We start from the raw sequence: 3,093 nt of genomic DNA on the forward strand, positions 1-3,093 counted from the left end.
CGGGCAACGATCACTTCGAGTTCTTCTGGTTCCCGCACACGGGCAACACCAACACCAAACGCAACAACATCACTGAGGGCCCGGCCCAGCCGCTGTCGGACTTCAAGGCCTGGCTGGACGACGACTTCCTGTCCAACACGGTCTTCGACCGGGTCAACCGGCTGTGCAGACGCTTCCCCTCCCTCGTTCCGGGGGTGAACCGGATCAGCTCGCGCGCTCTGTCAGCACGTACCTACACGGACGTGTCGCACAAGGTGTTCGCCTCGGTGCGCGACGTGCGCTTCGTGGAGATGGAGTACGCGATCCCGGCCGAACACGTGGTGGACGTGCTGCGCGAGGCGCGGTCGATCGTCGACCGGGGCGACCACCGGGTGAGCTTCCCCGTGGAGGTGCGGTTCGCCCCGGCCGACGAGGTGTGGCTGTCCACCGCCCACGAGCGGGAGACGGCGTACGTGGCGGTGCACATGTACGCGGGGATGCCGTACGAGGCCTACTTCGCCGACCTGGAGGCGGTGTTCACGTCCGTGGGCGGCCGTCCGCACTGGGGCAAGATGCACACCCGTGACCGCTCCTACCTGGAGAAGGTGTACCCGAGGATGAGCGACGCGCTGGCCGTGCGCGACCGGGTGGACCCGCACCGGCGGTTCGGCAACGCCTACCTGGACAGGGTGTTCGGCTAGGGCCTGTTTCCTGGAACGGTCACCCGAGGGGGTTACCGTTCGGGCGCCGGCAGGGTTCTGCGAGACGAGCTGAGCCGCGAGCGGGGAACGAGCGTCAGGCGAAGGCGAGGATGAAGAATCCCTGCCCTTCGGGCGCCCGAACACGGGCCGAAGCGAAACGGAGGACCCCGAAGACACCGCCTAGGGATTCGTGCCCGGGGAGTCGTCGGCGGTGGGCGCCTCCCCGTCCGGCGCGGTCCCCTCCGAGGTGCCACCCTCTCCCTCCGCGGGCGGAGTGGGCTCGGTGGTCTCCCCGCCCGTGCCGGTGTCACCGTTTCCGGTGTCACCGGGGTCGGGTGTGGGGGTGGCGGGGAGCTGACCGTCTCCGGCCCCCTCCTCCGTGCCGGTCTCCCCCGTCCCGTCGGTCCCCTCCGTGGCCCCCGTGTCCTCCGGGCCGCCCGTGGTCCCCTCCGTCCGTCCGTCGGCGTCCTCGGGCACGTCCACGGTGGTCTCGGGGGTCTCGGGCTCCTCCTCCTGCGCGGGTGGCGCCGAGGTTCCGCCGCCGAGGATCGAGGGTGCGGTGGGTTCGTCGTAGCCGTTCATCCACGCGGTCATGGAACGCCCGGTGAACAGCTCGAACGCCAAGATCACCAGCATGACCAGGGTGAACACGACGATGGCCGGGATGAGGACGGCACGCCAGCCGAGCCTTGTCGGTCGCTTCGCCGCCTCGCCCTCCCCGTCCTCGGTCACCGTGGGCAGGGCCATCGTGCGGGTGGGGTCGGTGTCCCCAGGCTCCGCGCCGTCCGTTTCCACGGCCACGCGCGCGATCGCCATCGTCCGAGTGGTGTCGGCCGCGCCCTCGTCCGCGTCGGGGGGCGGTACGGACGCGGCGACGACCGTGACGCCGACCGCCCGCTCCGCCAGGTGCTTGGCCTGCTCACCGCTGCGGGAGAACCAGTGCTGGAGCAACGGGCTGGCGACCGTGCTCAGCACGGCGATCACGGCCGCGCCGATGACCGTGCCGTACACGTTCAGGTAGGAGGCCGCCGTCGCCGCGGTGAGAGTGGCGGCACCGGCCCCGGCGACCTGGGACACGCTCAGATCGATCCGCTTCTTCGCGGGTGCCTCCCCCTCATCGTGTGACTCGTGGTGTCCGGTCCGACCCATCCGGTCGTCCCCCCTTCTCTGGCCGCGCGGGGGCGCGGCGGGAACTCGATGGTGATCGTGAGTCGGGCGGCGGATGTACTCCAGATCCTCAATTCATCACAAACCGCCCATAAGTGAAGAACTTAGACTAAGCGCGCCCAGTGCCCGATAACGCCAGGAGTTAAGAAGGGTCACTGGACGGTGGACATCGGCGTGTCGAGTTGCGTATCGAGCCATCCTGTGCATGGACCAGGTCCGAGATCGGAGTTTTCCACAGCCCTGGGGTGATTCGGCACCCGCGGGATACCATCGCGGCGGAGCCTTGGCGCGGGAGAGAAGACATTCCGCGAGCGACCGCTCCCGGTCGGAGCAGGGTCCGCGTGTCAGGATTGGCACCGGAGACGACCGTGAGGGCCCCGGGCCTCCCCGGGGCGGCTCCCAGCCGCGGCGAGACCGCGGACGGGAGGCGGGCACACAGTTCGGACATGCCAAGCGCGGTACTGGCCGAACCGTTGTCGGCCGACCAGACTTGGAGAACGCGGGGGTTGGCCGCCGAACCTGCCCTCGACGGGACACGAAAGGGAGGGCGATGCACGAGCTTCGCCTCGTGGCCGTGAGCGAGGACGGCACCTACCTGGTGCTCGCCAGCACAGGCCGTGGAACCCGCTTCATGCTGCCCGTCGACGACCGCCTCCGCGCCGCCGTACGCGGCCAGTTCTCCCGGCTCGGCCAGTACGAGATCGAAGTGGAGAATCCGTTGCGCCCCAAGGAAATCCAGGCCCGCATCCGGTCCGGCGAGACCGCGGAGGCCATCTCCGAGATCTCCGGGATCCCCATCGAACGGGTGCGCTGGTTCGAGGGCCCCGTGCTCCAGGAACGCGAGTACATCGCCCAGCAGGCCCAGCGCGCCACCGTGCGCGCCTCGGGCGACGCCACCCCCGGCCCCTCCCTGGAGGAGGTGGTCACCAAGCGGATCGGCGCCCACCAGCTGGAGACCGGTGACGCCTCGTGGGACTCCTGGAGGCGTGAGGACCGGACCTGGCAGATCAAGCTCGTCTTCCTCCACGGGGGCGACGAGCGCGTCGCCCACTGGCTGTACGAGCCCAGACACAACAGCGTCACGCCCGCGGACGAGGAGGCCGCCCGGTTCTCCGAATCCCCCTCCGCCGTCCCTCTGGCCCCGCCGGACGCGACGGTCACGCCGTTCTCTCCCCGACGTCCCGAGGGGGCGGTGGAGCGGCCGCGGCCGGCACCCGAGCCGCCCTCGGAACTCCGAACCGACCCC

General features: G+C 70.2%; 3 protein-coding genes. 2 read left to right on the plus strand and 1 reads right to left on the minus strand.

Annotation, left to right across the window (positions count from 1 at the left end):
* The coding region (locus D471_RS0109135; protein WP_017598343.1) for a D-arabinono-1,4-lactone oxidase at nucleotides 1-680 on the plus strand (680 nt) is incomplete at its 5' end.
* A gap of 180 nt (nucleotides 681-860) precedes the next feature.
* Here the strand turns inward: D471_RS0109135 and D471_RS33625 are convergent.
* Entirely contained in the window at nucleotides 861-1,829 is a 969-nt protein-coding gene (locus D471_RS33625) for a hypothetical protein (RefSeq protein ID WP_017598344.1), read from the minus strand.
* A 568-nt stretch (nucleotides 1,830-2,397) separates the two neighbouring features.
* Here D471_RS33625 and sepH point away from each other — a divergent pair.
* A partial coding sequence (gene sepH, locus D471_RS0109145) for a septation protein SepH (RefSeq protein WP_017598345.1) occupies nucleotides 2,398-3,093 on the plus strand: 696 nt, incomplete at its 3' end.

The sequence above is a fragment of the Nocardiopsis lucentensis DSM 44048 genome (assembly GCF_000341125.1).
Classification (GTDB): Bacteria; Actinomycetota; Actinomycetes; order Streptosporangiales; family Streptosporangiaceae; genus Nocardiopsis; species Nocardiopsis lucentensis.

Excerpts from the sequence above, each read along its gene's own strand:
- D471_RS33625 (WP_017598344.1), bottom strand. The coding sequence starts at position 1,829 with ATGGGTCGGACCGGACACCACGAGTCACACGATGAGGGGGAGGCACCC.